Consider the following 22,887-nt stretch of genomic DNA (forward strand, 5'->3'; position numbering starts at 1 on the left):
CTCGAAGTCTGGTGGCTGAGGCTCTCGAAGTCTGGTGGCTGAGGCTCTCGAAGTCTGGTGGCTGAGGCTCTCGAAGCCCCCCTTCCAGCTTCCGTATTCATGAAGGCTGTCCCAGTGCCTTGGTAAGGGCATCCACCACCCTGTTCTGGTCCGCCTCCTGAAGATCCGGGAAAAGCGGCAGGCTGATGGCTTCCTTATAATAGCGTTCCGATTCGGGGAACCGGCCTTCACGAAAGCCCATGTTTTTATAGTAGGGCTGGGTGTGTACAGGTATATAGTGGAGATTAACCCCTATGCCTTTTGCCCTCAATTCCCCGAAGACCTCTCTGTGGCTTTTGGAGATCTGATCCCTCTGCAGCCTTATAATATAAAGGTGCCATGCCGGGTTGGCATCCGGATGGCAGAAGGGCAGGGTCAGGGGAAGGCCTTGCAGCAGGTGGGTGTAACGCTGGCTTAGCTGTCGCCGTTTTTTAATGAAATCCCCAAGCCTGTCCATCTGGCACAGCCCCAGAGCCGCCTGCATTTCCGTCATGCGATAATTGAAGCCAAGGTCAATCTGCTGGTAATACCATGGCCCGTCCGGTGCCTGTGTCATCAGGTCTTCGTCCCTTGTAATGCCATGGCTGCGGAGAAGGGCCATTTTTTCAGCAAGCGCCCTCCGGTTGGTCATGGCCATGCCGCCTTCCGCCGTTGTGATGATTTTAACGGGATGGAAACTGAAAATGGTGATGTCACTGTAGCGGCAGTTGCCTGTTTTTTCATTTTTATAGGAAGCCCCCGTGGCATGGGCGGCATCTTCTATGATGGAGAAGCCATATTTTAAAGAAAGCCGGTGAATACCTTCCATGTCGCAGGGCTGGCCGCAGAGGTGTACGGGCACCACAATTTTTGGCAGACTCTTTTTCTTTTCGGCTTCTTTGAGTTTTTTTTCAAGGGCATTGGGGCAGAGGTTCCATGTTTTTGGGTCGATGTCCACAAAATCCACCGAAGCACCGCAGTAAAGGGCGCAGTTGGCCGAAGCCACAAAGGTGATGGGGCTGGTCCAGAGGGTGTCGCCGGGCCCGAGGCCAAGGGCAAGGCAGGCCAGATGCAGGGCCGAGGTGGCACTGTTGACGGCAAGGGCATGGGAAGCGCCGCAGAAGGCAGCCATTTTATTTTCGAACTCCGGAACCTTTGGTCCCTGGGTCAGATAGTCTGAATGGAGCACCTCAAGTACGGCACGGATATCTTCTTCGGAGATGTTCTGTCTGCCATAGGGTATGGTGGGCGGCATTGATGGGTTCATGGAAAAATTCACCTTTGGCTGTCTGTTAAATTCCTCACTTACCCTTGCATGAAAAGTTCAGTCTGGACAAGATTTTTATCCGGGCAGAGGGTGGTCTCACCAAAATTCTGGCGGAACTGAGATGGTGGTAGAAAAGGAAATCTTGTTTTTTGGATTGGGATGTAGCGTTTTTTCAGTCCTTTGAATTGGGTGGCTAAAAAAAAATGCGGTTTGTATTTTTTTTATGTTGACACATGGAGGCATCACGGGTAGATAAGCACTCGTTTTTGACGGTTGCAAGGGTCGTTAACTCAGCCGGTAGAGTATCTGCCTTTTAAGCAGAGAGTCGTTGGTTCGAATCCAACACGACCCACCACCTATAAGTCCCCATCGTCTAGCCCGGTCCAGGACACCGGCCTTTCACGCCGGCGACAGGGGTTCGAATCCCCTTGGGGACGCCAAATTTAAACAGGCACTTACAGAAATGTGAGTGCCTGTTTTGTTTCTGGCCTGTTAGGATGGCGTGTCTGTTTTTTTGTTTGATTTTCGACAGGCATCGGTGCAGCATATCTTAAAGGCCTGTTTTGCTTTTTCCCGGACAAAAAGCCACAACAATAATAAGGAATGAATGACATGAAGCCAGTGGTTGCCCTTGTGGGGCGCCCCAATGTGGGCAAATCCACCCTGTTCAATCGTATGACCCGGAGTCGGGATGCCATTGTCGATGACATGCCGGGGGTGACAAGGGACCGTCATTTTGGTGATGCCCGCTGGGAGGATAAGTCCTTTATTCTGGTGGACACCGGCGGATTTCTTTCCAATGATGCGGATTCCTTTGCTTCCCACATCCGGGCCCAGGTGGAACTGGCTCTGGAGGATGCGGATCATGTGGTGCTTGTGGTGGACGGTAAAAGCGGCATCTCCTACTATGACAGGGATCTGGTGACGCTTTTGCGGGCAAAGGGAAAATCTTTTTTCTGTCTTGTGAACAAGATTGACGGAGAAAAGCATGAGGTGGCACTCAATGATTTTTATGCTCTGGGAGTTGAGGAGCCCTTTCCTATTTCCGCAGAGCATGGCTATGGTTTTTCCGATTTCATGGATGCCCTTACGGCAGATATGCCCCTGGATGGGGAGGATGAAGGCATTCAGCCCGAAGGTCCGATCCGTGTGGCTGTGGTGGGAAGGCCCAATGCGGGCAAGTCTTCTTTGATCAACCGCCTTCTCGGGGAAGAGCGCATGGTGGTCAGTGAGGTGGCGGGCACCACCCGTGATTCCGTGGATTCCCTTGTGCGTTTTGGCGGTAAATCCTATCTTTTCATTGATACCGCAGGAATACGGCGGAAGGGCAAGGTCACCCATCGCATTGAAAAATATTCTGTGATCAAGGCCTTAAAAAGCCTGGAGCGCTGTGAGGTGGCACTGGTTCTGCTGGATGCCGCTGAAGGGGTGACGGATCAGGATGTCCGGGTGGCAGGCTATGCCAGTGACCGGGGGTGCGGCTGTATTTTTGTGTGCAACAAGTGGGATCTGGTGCCGCCGGAAAAAAAAGACGTCAAACGCATCAAAGAAGATATTGCCATGGAGGCCAAGTTCTTAGGTTATGCCCCTGTGCTGACCATTTCCGCTCTGACGGGCCAACGGGTGACCAGGCTCTTTCCCATGATCGATAAGGTGTATGAGCAGTACATCACCCAGGTCAGCACCAGTCACCTCAACCGGATTATTGAAGACGCCACAGCCCGGACAGAACCTTCCCTTCACAATGGCAAGCGCATCAAGTTTTATTTTGCTTCTCAGGTAAAAAATGCGCCCCCCACCTTTGCCCTTGTCACCAATTATCCGGATGCCATTCATTTCTCTTATAAAAGGTATCTGGTCAATCAGATCCGGGAAGCCCTCGGGCTGGATCTTGCGCCCATTCGCATTGAATTCAGGGCAAGAAGCGGCCGGACCGACTACAGTGGCAAAAAAAGCAAGCCCTCTCCTGCTCTTCTGAAGAAGCTGCAGGCAACAAGGCGGAGCCGTAAGCGTAGAAATCGTTAGGCTGAAAGGTTCTTTTATGGAAGATCTCTTTGCACAGGATGGTCCCGTTTATCCGGAAAACCCCCTTGCGGAAAGAATGCGTCCGGACTCTCTGGAGGATATTGTCGGGCAGGAGCATCTTCTGGCCAAAGGATCGGTGCTGCGCCGTGCTGTGGATGGGGACCGCCTTTTTTCCATGATTCTCTGGGGGCCACCGGGTTGCGGAAAAACCAGCCTTGCACGGGTGCTTGCAAAGGAGACAAAAAAAGGGTTTGTTCAGATTTCTGCCGTGTTTTCCGGTGTGCAGGAGGTGCGCAAAATTATTGAGGAAGCCCGTAGCCGGCGGCGTATGCAGGGCAGGGGAACCCTTCTTTTTGTGGATGAAATTCACCGTTTCAACAAGGCCCAGCAGGATGCCTTTCTGCAGCATGTGGAAGAAGGCCTTATCACCCTCATTGGTGCTACCACGGAAAATCCATCCTTTGAGGTGATTGCTGCCCTGCTTTCCCGCTGCAAGGTGCTGGTGCTGCAGCCCGTATCGAAGGAGGCATGTACCGGGGTTTTGAAACGGGCCCTTCTGGATGCGGAAAAAGGGCTTGGCAGGCTGGGTGTTGCGGCGGGTGATGATGTCCTTGCCCTCCTTGCGGAAATGGCGGACGGAGATATGCGGGCAGCCCTGTCCGGGCTGGAAATGGCGGTGTTTCACTGCCTTGGAGACGGAAGCCGCAGGGAGAGGGTAATTATAAAGGAAGACGTGGCTGCGGTATTCGGGGACCGGGTACTGCGCCATGACAAGGCCGGAGACTCCCACTTCAATCTGATTTCAGCCTTCCATAAAAGCATGCGGGGCAGTGATCCGGATGGCGCCCTGTACTGGCTTTTCCGTATGCTGGAAGCCGGAGACGATCCTTTGTATCTGGCACGGCGCATGGTGCGTTTTGCTTCCGAGGATGTGGGCATGGCTGATCCCGGCGCACTGGCCCTTGCCCTTTCAGCCATGGAATCCTACCGTTTTCTGGGCTCTCCCGAAGGGGAGGGGGCTTTGGCCCAGGCGGCCGTTTATCTGGCCACGGCACCCAAAAGCAATGCCGTATATATGGCCCAGAAGGCTGTGGTGGCCCGCATCCGGGAAACCGGTGCGCCGCCGGTTCCTCTTCATATCCGCAACGCACCCACAGGCCTGATGGCGGATCTGGGGTACGGCAGGGAGTACCGTTATGCCCATGACTTTAAAGATGCCTATGTTCCTCAGGATTATCTTCCCGAAGATCTTTTGCAGGACAGATACTATACCCCCACGGACCGGGGCTATGAAAAGCTGGTGGCCCAGCGCATGGATGGCTGGCGCAGAATCCGGGAAGCTGACCGGAAGAAGCCTTAGGAATTTGTATGTTGTTTAATGGTTGACGGCTCTGTGCCTGTTGCAGTTTTTTGATTGCCATATCTGTCAAATAAGTAACAGTTTTTCAAGTACCATACCTGCAAGACAGATGCACAGGCTCCAGGCTATTTGCCCGTGACGCAATCTTATTCGGGAGCTTCTTGCCCTGTGCGGAAGCGGCAAAAACTCCCCGCCACAGGCAGGATAAGCTTTTTGATTACCATAGCAGGCCTAAGTACGCTGCCTTTGTGGCGGCTCAGACAGTTTGCCGCTTCTTTCGCACAGGCCTGCAAAGCTCTGATCCGAAACGATTGCAATGTCACTTTCAAATAGCCTTGGAGCCTTGCAACAGTACGAAGCTGCTGCAATGACAGCATTGGCAGTTCGAAATAAATTGTGCTGAATAATTACTCAAATAATTACACGGGCACCCGTAAAGGGTGCCCCTACACAAAACAGGGCTGTAAAAACCATTCGTAGGGGCAGGCCTTGCGCCTGCCCGTATCAAAGCCCGCACCATAGGTCTGGTCACAGCCTGACCAGCAAGCTGTGGCTGGGTCAGGGTAGTAAGCAGATTATGGTTTGGCATCGGACTGCCCCGTAAAACGGACCCTCCCCGTTTCCCTTCCCCTTTCATCCCAGCTGATTTCCGTGAAAAAAAATTCTCCGCTGCGGTGTACCCTCAGCACCGTGCTGCTCCTTGTGCCGTAAAGCTCATTGACAATGAAAAGGGGTGCAAGAATTCTTTCCCACTCAAGTCCCATGCCCGTATCCGGCAGATCCCTGTCTTCCGGCATGGAGCGGTCCTGCAGCAGAAGAAAAAAATCTTCTTCTCCGGCCCCCTTGCCAAGGGCCTGATCCAGCATGCTGCATCCCCTTGTCACCTTGGGCCATGGGGTGTCCAGCAGATGATTGGAAAGGCCGTGTACGCCGGAAGGAATCACAAGGCTCTTTTCTGTCTGGTTGCTGTAATAAAAAAGTTTTTCAGGGGTGCCGCAGATCAGGTTGAATCCGTTGAAGGCGCTGGCTTCATTTTTCAGTTTTTTCAGAAAAGACTCCATATCTTCACCGGACCCAAGGGCCTGTTCCACGATATGGCCCCTTGAGGGGGCAGGGTCTTTTCTGGAAAAGGGATCTCTATAGTTGGTGAGGGCTGCAAACAGGAGGGTTTCGGGAGCAATGCCCATCCAGGTTCCCCCTTCCTGGAGATCCTTTCCTGCAATGACAGGGGGGGATGCATTCCTCAGGCGGGCGGGTTCTGTGGGGCGTCTGTGGAATTCGTCCCTGTTGGCCGCCACGATCAGGGGCCAGTCCGGGTGCTGCTGCACTGCAAAGAGGATGAGGCACATGGGCTGTGTTTTCCTTTCAAAAGCCTCTGAAGCTTTGATTGTCAGGTTTTTTTGGCTCTTAGCTGCAACGCCGTTTTTAAAAGGGGTACTTTGTTTACCTGATTGTTGACTTTCCCGCTGTATCCGGTTAGCGTTTCTGAAAACTCGGGGAAAGATGCCTATATCACAGTGCGGGGGCACTCGTCATCGCTAAGGAGGATAAAAGAATGAAAGAGGTTGTTATTGTCAGCGGATCGCGGACAGCCGTCGGTGCTTTTGGTGGCGTACTTAAAGACGTTTCCTGTGTGGATCTTGGTGCCACGGTCATGAAGGACGTCCTGAAAAAAGCCGGTCTGCGTCCCCAGTCCAGTGCTGAGATGGAGTCTTTTTGTCCGGATAAGCTCAAAGGTCTGGGCCGCATTGATCTGGAAGCAGGCGGTTATGACTATGATGAGGCCCTGAAGCCCGTTGCCATCGATGAAGTGATCATGGGGAACGTGTTGCAGGCAGGGCAGGGGCAGAACCCGGCCCGTCAGTCCATGATCCGTGCAGGGCTTTCCAAGGAGACCCCGGCTTTTACGGTGAACAAGGTCTGTGGTTCCGGTCTCAAGGCCATTGCCCTGGGAGCCCAGGCCATTATGACAGGGGATGCGGAAGTGGTTCTGGCCGGTGGGCAGGAGAGTATGAGCAACACCCCCATGGCCCTGCTCAAGGCCCGCTGGGGACACCGCATGGAACTCACCGGCGTGGGGCCGGTACATGACCTGATGGTTTATGATGGACTCTATGAAATCTTCTATGGTTACCATATGGGGATTACCGCTGAAAATATTGTGGGCAAGTATGGAATCTCCCGTGAGGATCAGGATAAGATTGCTGTCCTCAGCCACGCCAGAGCCATGGAAGCCATCAAAAACGGTACCTTCAAGTCGGAAATTGCTCCTGTGGTGATTAAGGGCCGCAAGGGCGATACCATTGTGGATACCGATGAGCGTCCCATGGAAACCAGCATGGAAAAAATGGGCAAGATGAAACCCGCCTTCAAAAAAGATGGCTCCGTCACCGCCGGTAATGCCTCCGGCATCAATGATGGTGCTGCTGCCGTCTTGATGATGACGGCGGAGAAGGCCAAAGAGCTGGGTCTTACGCCCATTATCAAAATCAAGGGTTTTGCTTCCGGCGGTATGGATCCGGCATTCATGGGCTTAGGCCCTGTTCCTGCCATCCGCAAGCTCCTTGCCCGTACCGGGATGCAGATGGGGGACATCGATATGATTGAACTCAATGAAGCCTTTGCCGGTCAGGCCATCGGCTGCATGATGGAGCTGGGCATTGATTTTGAAAAACCCAATGAGCTGGGTTCCGGAATTTCCGTAGGCCATCCCATAGGCGCCACTGGCGCACGGCAGATGGTGACGGGGATGTACCAGATGCAGCGCAAAGGGTATGGCACGGGGATTGTTTCCATGTGCATCGGCGGCGGCATGGGTATGGCCATGATTGTTGAAAAAGCATAGGAATTTGAATTGTTGCCATACTGAAAGAGTGTGAAAAACTTTTTTGGTTTTCTGGTATTTTGTTTGTGGGGGTCGCATCTGCTTTCGGGCGGGTGCGGCCTTTTATTTTTTGTTTCTTTTGAATAAAATACCCGAAAAAGGGTCGCAGGCTTTCCTGAAGAGTGTTATGATAGCATGTTTGCGCCGATCCTTTATTCTGGCGGAGGTTTAAAAGAGCCGTAATGGCGTAAGGGAAATAAAAAAACATAAAATGGAAGCATCTTGGGTTTGTTCCCTGTACAGGTGCTTTTCCACGGAAAGCAGGATGTGTCCATGACCGATACAGATTTGGGTGCGGAGATCAGCATCGAGACAGAGATGCGGCAGTCCTACCTTGAGTACGCCATGAGCGTGATCATTGGCCGGGCCCTGCCGGATGTGCGGGACGGTCTGAAACCTGTGCATCGTCGTGTTCTTTTTGCCATGCGGGAACTTAAAAACGACTGGAACCGCCCCTACAAAAAGTCTGCGCGTATCGTGGGGGATGTGATTGGTAAATACCATCCCCATGGTGATACGGCAGTTTATGACACCATTGTCCGCATGGCCCAGGATTTTTCCATGCGTTATCCTTTGGTGGACGGGCAGGGAAACTTCGGCTCCATTGATGGAGATTCACCGGCTGCCATGCGTTATACGGAAATCCGCATGCAGCGTCTGGCCCAGGAGATGCTGGCGGATCTTGATAAGGAAACCGTCGAGTTCATCACAAACTATGATGAGTCCCTGGAAGAGCCCCTGGTGCTGCCCACCCGTCTTCCGGCACTTCTGGTGAATGGTTCTTCCGGTATTGCCGTGGGCATGGCCACCAATATTCCTCCCCACAATCTCAGGGAGGTGGCGGATGCCATCATTGCGGTCATCGACAATCCGGATATTGATGTCACTGAGCTTATCTCCATACTGCCGGGGCCGGATTTTCCCACGGGCGGGATCATTTACGGAAAATCCGGTATCGTGGAAGCCTACCGGACCGGTCGGGGAATCATACGGCTACGGGCGCTTCTGGATCTGGAGACCGATGCAAAAAACAATGAGATCCTTGTGGTCAAGGAGCTGCCCTATCAGGTAAATAAGGCCCGTCTGGTGAAAGCCATTTCAGACATGGTCCGGGACAAACAGCTGGAGGGTATCAGCTATGTCCGGGATGAGTCGGACAGGGATGGCCTGCGCATTGCCATAGGCCTTAAAAAAGATGCCATGCACGAGGTGGTTTCCAACCAGCTTTTCAAGCATACCCAGCTTCAGAACAGTTTTGGCATTATTTTCCTTGCCGTGGTGAACAACCGGCCGGAAGTTCTTACCCTTAAAGAGATTCTCACCCACTTTATCCGTCACAGAAAAGAAGTGATTATCCGGCGTACCCGCTATGATCTGAAAAGGGCGCAGGCAAGGGCACACATTCTTGAAGGCCTCAAAATTGCTCTGGACAATATTGATGAGGTGGTGGCCCTGATCCGCAAGTCCTCTTCTCCTGTGGAGGCCAAGGACGGCCTGATGGCCCGCTTTGGTCTTTCCGCACTGCAGGCTCAGGCCATTCTTGACATGCGGTTGCAGAGACTGACGGGGCTTGAACGGGACCGTATTCTTGAAGAATATGATGCGATTATGAAAGACATTGCCTGGTTCAAGGAAATTTTAGGCAGCGAAGCCATTGTCATGGATCTGATCAAAGAAGAGCTTGTCACCCTTAAAGAGGAGTTCGGAGACAGCCGACGTACGGAAATTGTGGAATCCACCCGGGAAATCGGCATGGAGGACCTCATTGCCGAAGAAGACATGGTGGTAACCCTCACCCGCACCGGATACATCAAGCGCAATCCCATTACCCTGTACCAGAGCCAGCGCCGTGGCGGCAGAGGCAAGACGGCCATGACCACCCGGGATGAGGATTTTGTCACAAAGCTCTTTGTGGCTTCCACCCACCATACCTTCCTTTTCTTTACCAACCTCGGCAAGGTTTACTGGTCCAAGGTCTGGGAACTTCCCCAGGGCGGCAGGACCAGCCGGGGCAAAGCCATTGTGAATTTTCTGGATCTGGCTCCGGATGAAAAACTGAGTACGGTTCTGGCTGTGCCGGATTTTGAGGAGGGCCGCTACATCCTCATGGCAACACGGCAGGGGCTTGTGAAGAAAACGGATCTCATGGCCTATTCCAGACCCCGGGCCGGAGGAATCATTGCCATTGATCTTGTGGAAGGGGATGCCCTCATTGCCGCAAGGATCACCGATGGCAGCAAGGAGGTTCTGCTGACTTCCGCCGTGGGGCAGACCATCCGTTTTGCCGAGTCGGACGTGCGTCCCATGGGCAGGGTTTCCCGGGGGGTCCGGGGCCTGCGTATGGCAGAAGATGATTACATTGTTGGCATGGAAGTTACAGGCCATGGAAGCACCCTGTTCACGGCCACGGAAAATGGTTATGGCAAAAGAACAGAGGTGGAAGCCTTCCCCATGCAGCGCCGGGGTGGTAAGGGGGTGATTGGTATCCGTACCGATGGCCGCAATGGCAAGGTGGTGGCCATGGTACTTACGGATGAGTCCGATGACGTGATGCTGGTTTCCGACAAGGGGCGTCTGATCCGCATGTCCGCATGCAGTATTTCCGTCATTGGCCGTGCCACCCAGGGAGTCCGGCTGATTCAGCTGGAAGAAGCAGAACGGCTCATCGATGCCGCAAGGCTGGATGAGGAGGCGCAGGATGATGGGGATACCCTTAACGGAGAAGGGGATGGCGGTGAATGTGTGCCTGTGGATCTGGATCAGGATGAATAAGGTCTGTTGGAGTATATCCTGCTCATGTTTGTTAATGCCTTAAACCTGAGAAAAAAGTAACTGCTCAGCATAGTTTTCCAGGTACCATACCTGCAAGGCAGATGCACAGGCCCCAGGCTATTTGCCCGTGACGCAATCCGGCACTCAAGCTGTGAAAAAGCTTATTATTTTTTCTGATTACTACCCTGACTCAGACACAGCTTGCTGGTCAGGTTGTTGCCAGGCCTATGGTGCGGGCTTTTAATACGGGCAGGCGCAAGGCCTGCCCCTACGAAAGGTTTTTAAGGCCCTGTTTTGTGTAGGGGCACCCTTTACGGGTGCCCGCGAACATGCTTAAAATCTGGTCATATAATTTCCATGATTAAGGTTTGTATGGCTGAAAGATAGTGGTAATCAGATTATTTTTATAGCAGCCTTTAGGTTTTTGGCTTGAGTGCCGGAATCCGAAACGATTGCAATGTCACTTGCAAATAGCCAAGGTGCCTTGCAATAGTACGAAGCTGTTGCAATTACAGTATTGGCAGTTCGGAAAAAACTGTTCTGAATACTTACAGAAAAAATATCTAAGGGTGGACGTATGCCACAAGGGAAAAAAGCAGATTTTCAGATAGGGGTGCTGGGGGGCGGTAGCTGGGGAACGGCTCTGGCCATGCTTCTTGCGGATAAGGGGTATCCTGTCAGGCTTTGGGTCCATGAGCCGGAAGTGGCCATGGAAATTAGGGAATACAGGGAAAACAGAACCTATCTTCCGGGGATTATGCTGCCGGAAAACCTTGTGGCCACACAGGATATGGAAGAGGCCCTGAAGGGTAAGGATCTGGTGCTTTTTGTGGTGCCCTCCCATGTGATGCGGGAGACAGCACGCAGGGCCGCAGCCATGATTTCAGAAAAATCCATCCTTGTGACGGCATCCAAGGGTATTGAAAATGTCACCCACAAAACCATGACGGGGATTCTTAAGGAAGAGATCCTGCAAATTCCCGAAGAAAAGATGGCAGTGCTTTCCGGTCCCAGTTTTGCCCGTGAGGTGGGGGAAAAAAGGCCCACGGTGGTGACGGTGGCTTCCAAAGCGGCCAGCAATGCCCGTAAGGTTCAGGAAATATTTGCCAGTCCGGTTTTTCGGGTTTATACGAGCGATGATGTCATGGGCGTTGAGGTGGGCGGGGCCATGAAAAATGTCATTGCCATTGCCGCAGGTGTTGCCGATGGCATGGGACTGGGCCTGAATACAAGGGCAGCTCTGATTACCCGGGGGCTGGCGGAAATCCGGCGGCTGGGTGTGGCCATGGGAGCCAATCCCCATACCTTTTCCGGTCTTTCCGGTGTGGGAGATCTCATGCTGACCTGTACCGGTGCCTTGAGCCGGAACCACACCGTAGGTCAGCTCCTTGGACAGGGAAAGTCCCTGGATGAGATCCTCAAGGAAATGCGCATGGTGGCGGAAGGGGTGAAATCTGCCCGTTCCGTGTATAACCTTTCGGCAAAGCTTGGTGTGGAGCTGCCCATATGCAATGAGGTGTACCGGGTGCTTTACGAGGGCAGCACACCCCGTGAGGCCGGAGAGCGCCTGATGAACCGGACCCTGAAACAGGAATTCCATGATCTTGTCTGAGAGTAACTTCTGAGTAACTTGAATTTAGTTCTTTTAATACAAAAGCTTAAAAAATGACCAATTATCCATCACTGATCGAAATTAGTTTGAATCCTGCACAAGTTACTCTATGACAAGACGCCCTAGCAGGGCGTGAGCTGCTGTTCAGCACAGTTTATTCCGAACTGCCAATGCTGTAGTTGCAGCAGCTTCGTACTGTTGCATGCAAGGCACCTTGGCTATTTGCAAGTGACATTGCAATCGTTTCGGATCAGAGCTTTGCAGGCCTGTGCGAAAGAAGCGGCAAACTGTCTGAGCCGCCACAAAGGCAGCGTGCTTAAGCCTGCCATGGTAATCAAAAAGCTTATCCTGCCTGTGGCGGGGAGTTTTTGCCGCTTCCGCACAGGGCAAGAAGCTCCCGAATAAGATTGCGTCACGGGCAAATAGCCTAGGGCCTGTGCATTAGTCTTGCAGGTATGGTATCTGGAAAACTGTGCTGAAAAATTACGTCTGGACTTGAAAGGCGGGGTATGGATGAAAAATCCACCCAGGAGGGGCATCGAAGGCGGCTTCGTCAGCGTTTCCGTGAATCCGGTCTGGCCGGTTTTCAGGATCATGAAGTGCTGGAGCTGCTGCTGACCCTGTCAACCCCCCGAAAAGACTGTAAGGGGATGGCCTGGGAACTTCTCAACCAGTTTAAAACCCTTCCTGCTGTTTTTGAGGCGGGCTTTGCAGATCTCTGTGCCGTTAAAGGGATAGGGGAGACCAATGCCATTCCCATCAAGCTGGTGAAGGCGGCTGCGGACCGTTTTCTGAAGCAGCGTATCAAGGGCAGGGAAGTTCTTGGGACACCTCAGGCGGTGCTGGATTATCTTTACCTTGAGCTGAGGGAAAGCAGCAGAGAAGTTTTCATGGTGATGTTTCTGGATGTGAAAAACCGCCTGCTGGAAACGGAAAAACTTTTTCAGGGCAGCCTCTCGGCCAGTCCGGTCTATCCCAGAGAAGTGCTGCGTTCGGTGCTGGCCCATCAGGCGGCTTCCGTGATTCTGGTCCATAATCACCCCTCCGGCGATACGGAGCCTTCAAGGGAGGACTACGCCATCACAAGGCGTCTGGTGCATACCCTTGCCCCTGTGAATGTAACGGTGCATGAGCACCTGATCATCGGGAGCAACAGGCACTACAGCTTTGCCGAACAGGGAGTGATACGGGCCATGTATGAAGAGGTGCGTCAGGCGGAATCCAGATTCATGCAGGAGTGGGCACCAGGATGAGCTGTGAAGATCAAAAACCCCATTGTTTTGGAGAGCTGGACAGGGTTTTTCCCATGGGCGAAGAGGGCTTAAGGGAGAGTCCTGAGATGTGTCTGGCCTGTGAAAATAAAACAGCCTGTCTTCGGGCGGCCCTGCAGGGGGAAAAGGGCTGGAAGGCCGAAGAAGAAAAACTTGACAGGGCCTATGCATCAGGGCATCTGGGTTTTTTGGGCAGATGGTCCAGACGCAAGGCACTGCATCAGAATAAAGGCAGAAAAGCGGACTGAGCATTTATAAAAATTTAGTAACTGTTCAGCACAGTTTTCCAAAACTATTCCTGCCAGACAGATGCACAGGCCCCAGGCTATTTGCCCGTGACGCAATCTTATTCGGGAGCTTCTTGCCCTGTGCGGAAGCGGAAAAAACCCCCCGCCACAGGCAGGATAAACTTTTTGATTACCATGGTAGGCTTCAGCACGCTGCCTTTGTGGCGGCTCAGACAGTTTGCCGCTTCTTTCGCACAGGCCTGCGAAGCTCTGATCCGAAACGATTGCAATGTCACTTGCAAATAGCCACGGAGCCTTGCATAAAGTACGAAGCTGCTGCAATTTCAGCATTGGCAGCTCGGAATAAACTGTGCTGAATAATTACAAATTTTATAAACAGGGGGAAGGCTTGTGAAGGGGATTGTGGATCTGCCGCTGGCGGGAAAACGGGTGCTGATACGCGTGGACTTTAATGTGCCCATGGACAGAAACGGGAATATTGCTGAAGATACCCGTATCCGGCGGGGTATGGAAAGTATCCGTTTTGCAGCGGATTCCGGAGCAAGGGTGATTGTGGCATCCCACCTTGGAAGGCCCAGGGGACAGATTGTGCCGGGCCTGAGTCTCAAACCTGCGGCGGATCACCTTGCAGCCCTCCTTGACAGGCCGGTGAGAATGATCGGGGATTCCATAGGCCCTGATGTCAAAAAAGCGGTAGAGGGGCTTGCTGCCGGTGACATTCTCATGTTGGAGAATCTGCGTTTTTACCCCGAAGAGCAGGCCAATGATGAAGATTTTGCCAGACAGCTTGCGGATCTCTGTGATGTTTACATTAACAATGCATTTGCCGTATCCCACAGAAAACATGCCTCGGTCCATGCCATATGCACCTTTGTAAAGGAAAAGGCTGCGGGTCATCTCCTGATGGATGAGCTGAGGTATTTTGATTCTGCCATGGGCGCGCCTGCCCGCCCCCTTGTGGCCATTGTTGGGGGAGCAAAAATCTCCAGCAAGCTCAAGGCGCTGGAAAATCTGCTCCACAGGGTGGACAAGGTGCTGATTGGCGGAGCCATGGCCAATACATTTTTAAAGGCTTCCGGTCTTTTTGTGGGGGATTCTCTGGTTGAAGATGAGATGCTTCAGACGGCTGAGGCCGTCATGGCAGAAGCCAGAAAAAGGGGTGTCCGCTTCTATCTGCCCGTGGATGCCGTAGTAACAAAAGAAATTGCAGAGGATGCCGTTGGCATGGTGGTGCCCGTACAGGAAATTCCCGAGGGCTGGAAAGTGGCGGACTGCGGTCCTGCGACGGTGAGACTTTATGCGGCCGCCCTTGCCAATGCTAAAACTGTGGTATGGAATGGTCCCATGGGGGTTTTTGAAATGGAGCCCTTCAGTGGTGGGACCATGGGGCTGGCCCGGCACGTGGCCGCCTGCCACGGCCTGACCATTGTGGGGGGCGGGGATACGGATACGGCAATCCATAAGGCCGGGGTGGCATCGGCCATGGGATATATTTCCACGGGTGGTGGTGCTTTTCTGAAGCTGCTGGAGGGTGAGTCCCTCCCTGCTGTGGATGCGCTGGCATCCTGAAAACAGGTAGTGCTGATATGTTTGATAAATAATTTTTCTGGCGTGTATCAGGGAGGAGAATGGCTTGAGCTTCTGGACGTATCGGGATCATTTGAGTATGGCCAACCGGCTTCGGAGATCATATTACGAGCTGCTGCGGGATCATCTGGATTATCAGATGGTGCGGTATGCTCTGGTGGATTCCTATAACAACTTCAAGGCAAGGAAGGTTCCCTACCCCTTTGTGGAGCGTCGGGAGCTGAAACCCAAAGCAAGAATCCCCAGCCTTGAATACGAAGCCCAGAATGCTTTTCTCGTGATCTTTGTGGAAGATACCATTCCTGCCGTCCATAAAAAATATATCCGTTTTTTTGATGACAATAAAACCACCAAGTCCAACCTGCTCAGGACAAGAACCCTCTCCCTTGCCAATGAATTTGACCGGAGCCAGAAGTATCTGGAGTCTGCCCAGTTCAATGATGTGCTGCGGGAGCTTCTGCCCGTGGATTATGCCCTTCTTATTCAGCGGGATCCCATGAGCCGTGGCAGAGACCGCTACAATCTCTCCCATTTTCATGTGCGCATTGACTGGCCCATATCCGATGCAGCAGAGGACATGGCCCGGCGTCTGAGGTATATTTCCAAGGATCTTTATGAAAAGGGGGATAAGTATGCCGAAGACGTGCAGAAGAAGTTTTTTGAATACTATGCCCAGCCGGTCATGGCAGGGGGAAGGCGTACGGCGGCCATTGTTGCGGCCCAGTATCTGCGCCGTCTTTCCTGTATATCCACCGTATATGCGGGCAGCAGTGAGTCCCGTTCCCTGATCCGGCTTTCGGAGCGGGGAGTGAGCAAGGTAACGCTGGTCCGTTTTTCCGATGAGGAAACCCGGACCCTTGCCGATGAGAATCACATGTCCGTATCCACTTTCCGCAAGCACTATGCCGTGGCAAGGGAGGGGAAAAATGCGGTATTTGTTTTGCAGGTTCTCTATTCCCGCACCCAGCACGCAAAGCCCCCGGAAGATGGCAAGCTTCGGGAAATCAACCCGGACCCATACTGGGTGACCGTAGGCTCCCAGAGGATTCTTCCCATGGTGGATGCCTGGATGTACCCTCCCATGCCGGTGAATCTGATTTATGCGTAGGAAAGTTCCCGCATCATGGCGATTTCATCGCAGTCCGGAAATTTTACGCAATGGACACAGTCCGACCATATTTTCAGGGGGAGATCGGCCCTGTCGATGCGGTTAAAGTTCAGCTTCCCGAAAAAGACAGGCTGGTAGGTGAGGGTGAAAAGCTGGGTGATACCAAAGGATCTGGCTTCTTCCACCAGTGTTTCCACCATCATTTTTCCTACCCCCTTGCCCTGATGGGCCACATCCACGGCAAGGGACCGGATTTCCGCAAGATCCTCCCAGCAGAACTGCAGGGCACAGCAACCTGCAACCATACCTGTTTCAGGGGAAATATAGACCACAAAATCACGGACATGGTCGTAAAGGGCGCTTAAGGGTCTGGGGATCATTTCTCCCCTGTTTCCAAAAAACTGCAGCAGCCTGTAAATGGTCTGGATATCTTTAATGGTTGCGTGCCGTACCATGGGCGTTTCTCCGCTTTAAGATTGAAGATAAAAGAATTTCCTTTACGCCTTTTTCCCGGCTGCAGCAAGTGTCTTTTTGTCTTACCTGTATTCTTTACGGAAAAGCCCCATATTGCCCGATGCCATTGGCCTGCGTTCCGTTCCGGCAGGAATGGAAAAGTATTCGGGTCTTGCAGCAGGACCGGTTTCCACCATGATGTCTTTCCAGATGGGAAGGGCCGTGCGTGCACCGGTTTCCATAGGTCCAAGGCTTTCATTCCTGTCACAGCCTGTCCAGACCCCAAGGGCCATGGCAGGTGAAAATCCGATGAAAAGACCGTCCCTGAAATTGTCTGTGGTGCCTGTTTTCCCACCAAGGGCACGGTTTGAGGCCTTTGCCCTGCGGCCAGTCCCCTCAGTGACTACGGCCTGAAGCATGTCCGTCATGATGGCCGCACTTTCGGGATGCATGGCGGATCGGCTTTTTCTGGGCGAGGCATAAAGAATCCTGCCGCTGGCATCTTCCACTTTTCTGATACGCCAGGGCTGATGATACATGCCGCCTGCCGGAAAAATCGCATAGGCGGCCGTCAGCTCTTCCAGAGTGACTTCCGATGTTCCCAGGGCCAGAGAAAGATTGGCTTGAAGGGGGCTTTTGATCCCAAGATTTCCGGCAAAGGCCACCACCTTTTCGGGCGTCATCTGATCCGTAAGGCGGATGGGAGGGATGTTCCTTGACAGGGCCAGGGAGGTTCTCAGGGAAATATTGCCCATAAAATTCCTTGAAAAATTCCGGGGCATCCAGTTCTGGCCCCGGCTCTGGGGAAAAATGACGGGTGTATCGCTGATCATCTGATCCTGCTCTGCTCCCCCTTCAATGGCCATGGCAAAAATCAGGGGTTTAAAGGCGGAGCCGGGCTGTCTTCTGGCCTGGGTTGACCGGTCAAAGGGACTCTGGGCGTAGTTTCTGCCCCCGATCTGGGCCAGAACCGCTCCCGTATGGATATCCAGTGCCAGTACCGCAGACTGGGGAAGGGCTGTGATTTGCTGAGCCCGCATCCGGGTTTCAAGGGCAGCCATATGGGTGTGCACGGCCTCTTCAGCAGCTTCCTGTACCCGGCTGTCAAGGCTTGTGTGCACACGCAGGCCGGATTGATACAGGATGTCCGGACCTAAAGCTTCTTCCAGCTCCATTCTCACCTGTTCGATGAACCAGGGCGCCTTTCTGGAGGAGGGGGAGTGGCCAGCAGCAAGGGTAACCGGTTCTTCCAAAGCCGCTTCCAGTTGATCCTGTGAAATAATTCCCGTTGCATGCATCTGGCGAAGGACCGTATTGCGGCGGGCAAGGGCCCTTTCCATGCTGGCCCTTGGAGAAAAGCGGGAGGGGGCTTTGGGAAGGCCTGCAATCAGGGCAGCTTCGGCAAGGGAGATTTCCTCCACGGATTTTCCAAAGTACCTTATGGATGCGGCTTCCACGCCGTAGCTGCCACTTCCCAGATAAATCTGATTGAGATAAAGGGTGAGAATTTCTTCTTTGGTATATCTTCGTTCTATCTGCAGGGCAAGAAAGGCCTCCCGAACCTTCCTCATCAGGGTTTTATCCGGACTGAGAAAAAGGGTTTTCGCAAGCTGCTGGGTCAGGGTACTGGCACCTTCGGAGTAGCCGCCGGATTGCAGGTTTCTGACAACAGCCCGTAAAATGCCCTTTGGGTCCATACCATGGTGGGAATAAAAATTTCTGTCTTCCGTTGCAATGAGTGCCTGTTTTAAAATATCGGGTATCTGGTCTGAGACAACGGGCATGCGGTTTTCCGCATAAAACCGGGCCAGCAGCACACCGTCACTGGAAAAAACCTGGGTCAGGGATGAAGGCCGGTATTCTTCAAGGGCAGTGATCTGGGGGAGATCCCGCATGGTTCCAATGATAAGGCCAAGAAGAAGACCCCCAATAAGTCCCGGAAAACACCAGATCAGCAGGAAACGTTTCATGTCGCAGGTTCCGGAAAATGAAAAGGGACCCGGACAGAAGGTCGTCGGGTCCCGTGTTTTATTAAAAGCAAGAGCATCAGGTCAGCTGCTTTATGTTGGCTGCAAGGTCTGCATCATCAAAGGGCTTATGCATGACCATGGAAATACCGATACCTTTCATGCTTTCCGTGTCTATGCGGGCGTTGGGATGACCGGAGTGCTGTCCCACAAAGTCGCTCTGGGTGGTGATCATGATGATGGGCAGGCTGGCCGGGGTGTATTTGCGGCGCAGCTCCTTTGTGAGCTGGATACCGTTGATGTCCGGCATATTGAGATCCGTGATAACAAGGTCCGGCTTTTCTTCAAGGGCTGCTTCGATGGCCCTTGAGGGGAAATCGAAAAGAACAGGCGAATGCCCCATGGCGTGGAGTTTGCTCTTGTAAATACGCAGCATCATCTTGGAGTCGTCCACAACAAATATCGTAAGTCCCCTGGTTTCCTTTTCCGGTGCCACGGCTGCAAGAATTTTCTCTGCCAGTTCATGGTGGCCCTGGCTCTGCATAAGGGCCAGATAGTGCTTTCTGATATCCGGATGGGCTTTGCCCGCAAGGTGGGAAATGGCAATATTGCTGAAAGATTCTTCCTGTATGAGATTCTCAAAGGTTTTATCCGCTCCCGCATCAATGAGGGTGGCCACAATCTGGCTGGCATTGTCATCACCGGGGGCAATCATGTTCTTGAGGCCTGCTGCAAGTATGGGAGAAAGATTTTTATCCACGGCCCTTGCCGCAGCAAGGCGGACCTGCTCTTCGGGATCTTCAAGGCCCGTGGCCAGACTGATGGCGGCTTTGGCAGCGGGCAACCTTTCCATGGCTTCATAGGCGGCAAAGCGGACGTTTGCGTTGTCCGGTCTTCTGAACAGAATTTTCTGAATGGCGGGAATGGCGCTTTTGTCACCGATATTGCCAAGGACATTGAGGGTATGCACAAGGGCGTCATCATCGGTTTCCTTGAGATTTTCCACCACAACGGGTACGGCCTTGTCTCCAATGGAAATCAGTTTGTCTATGGTCCAGTTGCGGACATCCACGTAATGGGAGTTCAAAAGCTGGGTGAGACGCTGGAGAGCCGCCTGATCCTGAATTTCTCCAAGGGCTTCGATAATGAGCTGGTCTGTGCGGTTGTCTCCCCGTATGGCTTCTGCCAGAAGGTGGATGGCTGTGGGGCCGCCGATTTCCGCAAGGGCAAAGATGGCTTCCTGTTTGAGTTCTTCATCTCCGTAAAAAATAAAATCCGCAATGGCCCGGATACAGGTCTGGGAGGCCATCAGGCTTAAGGCTTTTATGGTTTCACGGAGAAAGTCCGCATCGGATTTACGGGAAAGGTAATCCGAGAGAAGGGGTATGGCTTCTTTGACCTGAAGTTCTCCTGCAATGCGGATCAGGGGAAGACGTTTATCCAGAGTGTCGGCCTTCAGTTCTTCCAGAAGCAGATCCTGACATGCACAGGATTTGTCCAGCAGCAGATCGTGGAGCCTGTTTTTGACTCCGGAGTCGGAAATGGGCAGCTCCAGCATATAGCAGAGGGCTGGGTGGACCACCCGGTCTTCGGCCTTGCTGATTTCATAAAGGGTACGGATCTGGTTTTTTGGATCTATTTTGGGAAGAAACTGAAGCAGGGCTTTGGCCTTTACCATGTCCTTTTGTGATATGCAGAACTTCAGTTCATCGATAAATTCGGAAATACTAATTTTTGTCATGGATCATTTCCTTATGACGGGTTCTTCATGACTGGCCCCTGAACTGGTAAAAGATGGAGTTCAGGTATTTTTTTGGTTCAAAAAGAGCCGTTTCATTGCTTAAGGATTCCGTGGAGCCGATGAGCAGGTAGCCATCCGGTTCCAGTACACTGGCAATTTTCTGGTAAAGCTGTTTGCGGTCCTGGGGGGTGAAATAGATGGCCACATTTCTGCAAAAGATAATATCGAATTTGCCGACTCCGGTGAAAGGCTTCATGAGGTTCATCTTTTTAAAAGAAGCCATGGCCCGGATTTCATCTTTAATACGCCAGTTGTCTCCGTCCCTGTTGAAGTAACGCTGCAGCCTCTGGGGGGTGAGGCCACGGGCGGCTTCAAACTTGTTATAACGACCGTAGCTGGCCTGGGCAACGGCAGCATCGGAGATGTCCGTTCCCACCAGACGGATGTCATAATCCTTCAGGTTGAGGCCGAGTTCCTTCAGGGTCATGGCAATGGAATAGATTTCCTGACCCGTGGAGCTGGCCGCACTCCAGATGCGTATGGGAATTCTTCCGCCAGTTTTTTTCGCTTTCTGACTCCGCTTGTCCACAAGATCCGGAATAATTTTGTGCTGGAGCAGCTCAAAGGGGTGTTTATCCCGGAAAAAATAGGTTTCATTGGTGGAAATGGCATCAATGACCCGTTTTTCAAGATCTTTTTTAAAATCCTTTTGAATTTTCTGGTAAAGATCCGTATAGGAGGTCGCTCCGAGTTCTTCCAGCAGAGGATGCAGTCGGGTTTCCACCAGATACTCTTTCCCGGCAGCCAGGGCAATACCTGAAATATCTAGGATATATTTGGAAAAGAGAGCGAATTCCTGGGGGGTAATTTTTATCATGGGCCACCGGATTTTAAGGGCGAACGGTTTTCAGAATGGCTGAAGCAATATCGTTCAGGGAAACCACAATATCCGTGATGCCGGATTCAATGGGCTCTTTGGGCATCCCAAAAACGGTACAGCTGGCCTCATCCTGGGCAATGATATGGGCTCCGGAGTTTTTCATTTCCCTTAAGCCTGCGGAGCCGTCGGATCCCATACCTGTCATGATGACACCGGTTGCCCGCCCCACATAATGGCTGGCAACGGAGCGGAAGAGGTAATCCGCAGAGGGACGGCAACTGTTTTCCGGAGGATCATCGGTGATTTTGATCAAGCGATTTTTACCATCTCCGGCAGCCACCACCTTCATCTGTTTTCCTCCCGGAGCAATATAGGCAGTATTGTTCTGTATGATTTCTCCCTGTTCCGCTTCTTTCACCTGTATGGTGCATTTGGCGTTGAGGCTTTTGGCAAGGGATGCGGTAAAAATGGGAGGCATATGCTGAACAATGAGAATGGGTACCCCCATATCACCGGGAAGCATGGGCATCATACGGGCCAGTGCATTGGGACCACCCGTGGAGATACCGATGGCGACAATTTCTGATCTGGATCTGCGTGCGGTCAGTTTCTGCATGCGCTGACCGATATCACTTACGGTGCTGCTGCGGACAGGGGCTGCTGGCGCTGGTCCCGATGGGACGGTTTTCCGGGCGGGAGGAGAAGGCATTCCCCGGAGGCGTTCCCGTATGTCTTTTCTTCGCTGGAAGGTCTGGATGATGGGTACAAGGATGCTGCGCACCGCTGCCAGATTTTCTGTCATGGAACCGCTCTGGGGTTTAGGAACAAAATCAAAGGCTCCCAGTTCCAGGGCACGGATGGTGATTTCACTTCCCCGGGTGGTGAGGGTACTGAGCATGACCACACCGACCTCAGGGGCAATTCTGTGCATTTCTTCCAATACTTCAAGCCCGTTCATTTCGGGCATTTCAACATCCAGAGTAATGAGATCCGGTTTGAGTGCAGCGATACGGGAAAGGGCAACCTTTCCATTATTGGCACTGCCCACCACCTGTACGCCGGGGATGGTGGAGAGGATATCACTGACGATTTTCCGGTATACAATGGTATCATCAACAACAAGAACACGGAGCTGGCTCACGGATACACGTTTCCTGATAAGAGGTGAGAAGGAGTACGGCGGATTGTCTGGTCCGTCTTTCCTGAAGAAAGGCCAGATGCTTAGTCTTCCAGTACGGCATTGATATCCAGAAGTCCGATGAGTTTTTTTTCTGTTTTAAAGACCCCATGGAAAAAACGTCCCTGCACGCCGCCGATGTTGGAGGGTGGAGGTTCGATGCGGGAAGACTCGGCCAGCAGAACATCACTGATGCTGTCCACAAGGAGGCCTACCTGCTCATCCTTGAAATCCACAATGATATTGCGGTTATCTTTTCCGGGTTCAACGGAGGAAAGTCCCAGCTTGATGCCCAGATCAATGATGGTGACAATGCGGCCCCTGAGATTCAGCACACCCTGCACATAGTCCGCAGCCTGGGGCACGGTGGTGACTTCCGTGAGCTTATTGATTTCCTGAATCCTCAGAATGTCAATGCCGCAGAGGGCATCTCCGATATAAAAGGTTGCCAGCTCAAGTAAACGGTTTTCCTGGGTGTTTTTTTCAGCCTGTTTTTGCATGGGTGTTTTCCTTACAA

17 protein-coding genes and 2 tRNA genes are annotated in these 22,887 nt (G+C 52.6%); 11 read left to right on the forward strand and 8 right to left on the reverse strand.

The genetic code is table 11. The features are described 5' to 3' along the window. Positions 1-97: 97 nt before the first annotated feature. Positions 98-1,285 carry a UDP-4-amino-4,6-dideoxy-N-acetyl-beta-L-altrosamine transaminase gene (pseC, locus tag LZ24_RS09130; protein WP_246118568.1) on the reverse strand — a complete coding sequence of 396 codons (1,188 nt, stop codon included), beginning with the start codon at positions 1,283-1,285 and terminating at the stop codon, positions 98-100. A 279-nt stretch (positions 1,286-1,564) separates the two neighbouring features. On the opposite strand from pseC, the gene LZ24_RS09135 reads away from it, so the two are divergent. The 4 genes from LZ24_RS09135 (at position 1,565) to LZ24_RS09150 (ending at position 4,670) form a co-directional block, all read left to right on the forward strand. Beyond that, a tRNA-Lys gene (locus tag LZ24_RS09135) sits at positions 1,565-1,640 on the forward strand. A gap of 7 nt (positions 1,641-1,647) precedes the next feature. Next, a tRNA-Glu gene (locus LZ24_RS09140) sits at positions 1,648-1,725 on the forward strand. Positions 1,726-1,897: 172 nt separating this feature from the next. Further along, positions 1,898-3,310 carry a ribosome biogenesis GTPase Der gene (gene der / locus LZ24_RS09145; protein ID WP_144684773.1) on the forward strand — a complete coding sequence of 471 codons (1,413 nt, stop codon included), beginning with the start codon at positions 1,898-1,900 and terminating at the stop codon, positions 3,308-3,310. Positions 3,311-3,326: 16 nt separating this feature from the next. Further along, a complete protein-coding gene (locus LZ24_RS09150) occupies positions 3,327-4,670 on the forward strand; it encodes a replication-associated recombination protein A (protein WP_144684775.1) in 1,344 nt (447 codons plus the stop codon). 575 nt (positions 4,671-5,245) lie between these two features. Here LZ24_RS09150 and LZ24_RS09155 read toward each other — a convergent pair. Next, positions 5,246-6,019, reverse strand: a complete 774-nt coding sequence (locus tag LZ24_RS09155) for an NRDE family protein (protein ID WP_144684777.1) — start codon at positions 6,017-6,019, stop codon at positions 5,246-5,248. A 206-nt stretch (positions 6,020-6,225) separates the two neighbouring features. Between LZ24_RS09155 and LZ24_RS09160 the strand changes: the two genes are divergently transcribed. From LZ24_RS09160 to LZ24_RS09190, 7 genes are all read left to right on the forward strand, one after another. Continuing rightward, positions 6,226-7,515, forward strand: a complete 1,290-nt coding sequence (locus tag LZ24_RS09160; protein ID WP_144684779.1) for a thiolase family protein — start codon at positions 6,226-6,228, stop codon at positions 7,513-7,515. A 312-nt stretch (positions 7,516-7,827) separates the two neighbouring features. Further along, complete coding sequence (gene gyrA, locus LZ24_RS09165) at positions 7,828-10,326, forward strand: DNA gyrase subunit A (RefSeq protein ID WP_144684780.1); 2,499 nt, start codon at positions 7,828-7,830, stop codon at positions 10,324-10,326. A 577-nt stretch (positions 10,327-10,903) separates the two neighbouring features. Further along, a complete protein-coding gene (locus LZ24_RS09170) occupies positions 10,904-11,938 on the forward strand; it encodes an NAD(P)H-dependent glycerol-3-phosphate dehydrogenase (RefSeq protein WP_144684781.1) in 1,035 nt (344 codons plus the stop codon). Between the two features lie 509 nt (positions 11,939-12,447). Next, positions 12,448-13,191 carry a RadC family protein gene (gene radC, locus LZ24_RS09175; protein WP_144684783.1) on the forward strand — a complete coding sequence of 248 codons (744 nt, stop codon included), beginning with the start codon at positions 12,448-12,450 and terminating at the stop codon, positions 13,189-13,191. Continuing rightward, on the forward strand, positions 13,188-13,457 hold the full coding sequence (locus tag LZ24_RS09180; protein ID WP_144684785.1) for a hypothetical protein: 270 nt from the start codon (positions 13,188-13,190) through the stop codon (positions 13,455-13,457). The genes radC and LZ24_RS09180 overlap by 4 nt, the downstream gene beginning before the upstream one ends. Positions 13,458-13,847: 390 nt before the next feature. Beyond that, positions 13,848-15,026, forward strand: a complete 1,179-nt coding sequence (locus tag LZ24_RS09185; protein WP_144684787.1) for a phosphoglycerate kinase — start codon at positions 13,848-13,850, stop codon at positions 15,024-15,026. A gap of 64 nt (positions 15,027-15,090) precedes the next feature. Beyond that, positions 15,091-16,152, forward strand: a complete 1,062-nt coding sequence (locus tag LZ24_RS09190; protein ID WP_246118569.1) for a hypothetical protein — start codon at positions 15,091-15,093, stop codon at positions 16,150-16,152. Here the strand turns inward: LZ24_RS09190 and LZ24_RS09195 are convergent. The 6 genes from LZ24_RS09195 to LZ24_RS09220 all read right to left on the reverse strand — a co-directional run bounded on the left by LZ24_RS09195 (position 16,143) and on the right by LZ24_RS09220 (position 22,870). Further along, positions 16,143-16,607 (reverse strand): N-acetyltransferase, encoded by a 465-nt coding sequence (locus tag LZ24_RS09195; RefSeq protein ID WP_144684789.1) that lies wholly within the window; start codon positions 16,605-16,607, stop codon positions 16,143-16,145. The two genes, LZ24_RS09190 and LZ24_RS09195, sit on opposite strands and share 10 nt — an antisense overlap. 81 nt (positions 16,608-16,688) lie before the next feature. After that, positions 16,689-18,575, reverse strand: coding sequence for a penicillin-binding protein 1A (locus LZ24_RS09200; RefSeq protein ID WP_144684791.1), 1,887 nt, complete (start codon positions 18,573-18,575; stop codon positions 16,689-16,691). Positions 18,576-18,651: 76 nt separating this feature from the next. Beyond that, positions 18,652-20,313, reverse strand: a complete 1,662-nt coding sequence (locus tag LZ24_RS09205) for a response regulator (protein WP_144684793.1) — start codon at positions 20,311-20,313, stop codon at positions 18,652-18,654. 25 nt (positions 20,314-20,338) lie between these two features. Next, positions 20,339-21,190: a CheR family methyltransferase gene (locus tag LZ24_RS09210; RefSeq protein WP_144684795.1), complete on the reverse strand. Its 852-nt coding sequence runs from the start codon at positions 21,188-21,190 to the stop codon at positions 20,339-20,341. A gap of 13 nt (positions 21,191-21,203) precedes the next feature. After that, complete coding sequence (locus LZ24_RS09215; protein ID WP_144684797.1) at positions 21,204-22,334, reverse strand: protein-glutamate methylesterase/protein-glutamine glutaminase; 1,131 nt, start codon at positions 22,332-22,334, stop codon at positions 21,204-21,206. 80 nt (positions 22,335-22,414) lie between these two features. After that, positions 22,415-22,870, reverse strand: a complete 456-nt coding sequence (locus LZ24_RS09220; protein ID WP_144684799.1) for a chemotaxis protein CheW — start codon at positions 22,868-22,870, stop codon at positions 22,415-22,417. Between the last annotated feature and the right edge of the window lie 17 nt (positions 22,871-22,887).

The organism is Desulfobotulus alkaliphilus, from assembly GCF_007830435.1.
GTDB lineage: Bacteria > Desulfobacterota > Desulfobacteria > Desulfobacterales > ASO4-4 > Desulfobotulus > Desulfobotulus alkaliphilus.

Excerpts from the sequence above, each read along its gene's own strand:
- pseC (WP_246118568.1), bottom strand. The coding sequence starts at position 1,285 with ATGAACCCATCAATGCCGCCCACCATACCCTATGGCAGACAGAACATC.
- der (WP_144684773.1), top strand. The coding sequence starts at position 1,898 with ATGAAGCCAGTGGTTGCCCTTGTGGGGCGCCCCAATGTGGGCAAATCC.
- LZ24_RS09150 (WP_144684775.1), top strand. The coding sequence starts at position 3,327 with ATGGAAGATCTCTTTGCACAGGATGGTCCCGTTTATCCGGAAAACCCC.
- LZ24_RS09155 (WP_144684777.1), bottom strand. The coding sequence starts at position 6,019 with ATGTGCCTCATCCTCTTTGCAGTGCAGCAGCACCCGGACTGGCCCCTG.
- LZ24_RS09160 (WP_144684779.1), top strand. The coding sequence starts at position 6,226 with ATGAAAGAGGTTGTTATTGTCAGCGGATCGCGGACAGCCGTCGGTGCT.
- gyrA (WP_144684780.1), top strand. The coding sequence starts at position 7,828 with ATGACCGATACAGATTTGGGTGCGGAGATCAGCATCGAGACAGAGATG.
- LZ24_RS09170 (WP_144684781.1), top strand. The coding sequence starts at position 10,904 with ATGCCACAAGGGAAAAAAGCAGATTTTCAGATAGGGGTGCTGGGGGGC.
- radC (WP_144684783.1), top strand. The coding sequence starts at position 12,448 with ATGGATGAAAAATCCACCCAGGAGGGGCATCGAAGGCGGCTTCGTCAG.
- LZ24_RS09180 (WP_144684785.1), top strand. The coding sequence starts at position 13,188 with ATGAGCTGTGAAGATCAAAAACCCCATTGTTTTGGAGAGCTGGACAGG.
- LZ24_RS09195 (WP_144684789.1), bottom strand. The coding sequence starts at position 16,607 with ATGGTACGGCACGCAACCATTAAAGATATCCAGACCATTTACAGGCTG.
- LZ24_RS09200 (WP_144684791.1), bottom strand. The coding sequence starts at position 18,575 with ATGAAACGTTTCCTGCTGATCTGGTGTTTTCCGGGACTTATTGGGGGT.
- LZ24_RS09205 (WP_144684793.1), bottom strand. The coding sequence starts at position 20,313 with ATGACAAAAATTAGTATTTCCGAATTTATCGATGAACTGAAGTTCTGC.
- LZ24_RS09210 (WP_144684795.1), bottom strand. The coding sequence starts at position 21,190 with ATGATAAAAATTACCCCCCAGGAATTCGCTCTCTTTTCCAAATATATC.
- LZ24_RS09220 (WP_144684799.1), bottom strand. The coding sequence starts at position 22,870 with ATGCAAAAACAGGCTGAAAAAAACACCCAGGAAAACCGTTTACTTGAG.